Below are 1,157 nucleotides of genomic sequence, written 5' to 3'. Positions count from 1 at the left end.
CGCGGGCGCGCCCGTCGACGAAGCGCTCGCCGCCGCCCCGCAGTTGGACAATCAGGCGTACCGGCGCGTCGTCCAGCAGGTCGCCGAGGAGGCGCGGCGCAGCGAGAACCGCCGGGCCGCCGCCATGGCCTCCTGCGCCAACGCCGCCGGGCGGATGCAGGCCATCACCACCAGCATGCTCGCCGACCTGCGCGAGATGGAGCACCGGCACGGCGACGCCGACGTCCTCGGCGACCTCCTCCACCTCGACCACCGCACCGCGCAGGCCGGCCGCGTCGCCGACAGCATCGCGGTGCTGAGCGGCGCCCGTTCCGGCCGCCGCTGGGCGAAGCCGATCGCGATGGAGTCCATTCTGCGCGGCGCGATGGGCCGGATCGCCGGGTACCAGCGGGTGCGGCTGCGGGCCGTCTCCGAGGTCGCCGTCGCCGGACACGCCGCCGAGGGTGTCATGCACGCGCTCGCCGAACTCCTCGACAACGCCTGCAACTTCTCACCCCCCACCACCGAGGTGCACGTCTACGTCTCGGAGGTGCCGGCCGGCGCCGTCGTCACCATCGAGGACAGCGGCCTGATGATGAGCGAGGCCGCGCAGCGGCGCGCGGAACGCGCCGTCTCGGGCACCGCCACCGACCTGTCCACGCTCACCGGCACCCGGCTCGGCCTGCCCGTCGTCGGGCACCTGGCGCAGAAGCACGGGCTGACCGTCTCGTTCCGGCCCTCCGCCATCGGCGGTACGGGCGTGGTGCTGATGATCCCGCAGGAGCTGATCTCCCGCGCCCGGCCGAGCGAGCCGGTGCGCCGGCCCGGCCTGCCGATGCCCGAGGAGGACACCGGAAGCACGCCGCTCCCGGCCCCGCTGCCGCGGCAGCGGGACGTGGCGGCCGGCGAGGACGCCGACCAGCGGGCCGCGGACGAGCCGGCGGGCGACGGCGGGCACGACCCGTTCGCGCTGGCCGCGCTGCCGCGGCGGCGCCGCGGACGCACCATGGCCGGGGCGCACCCGGGCGGGGTGCCGGAGGACGGCGCGTCTTCCGGTACGGGCACGGGCGGCCCGGGTGCGGCGGACGACACCGGGTCGCAGCGGCGGCTCGAACCCGCCGGCTCCGCCGCCCGGTTCGGCGCCTTCCGGCGCGCGGTGACCGGCCAGGAGCGCGGCA

1 protein-coding gene is annotated in these 1,157 nt (G+C 77.3%); it reads left to right on the top strand.

From position 1 onward, the window contains the following. A partial coding sequence (locus H5J30_RS37240) for an ATP-binding protein (protein ID WP_181791776.1) occupies positions 1-1,157 on the top strand: 1,157 nt, incomplete at both ends.

Source organism: Streptomyces phytophilus (assembly GCF_013870535.1).
Classification (GTDB): Bacteria; Actinomycetota; Actinomycetes; order Streptomycetales; family Streptomycetaceae; genus Streptomyces; species Streptomyces phytophilus.
The sequence above is the reverse complement of the archived record's forward strand: the minus strand, read 5'-3'. Positions and strand labels throughout refer to the sequence as shown.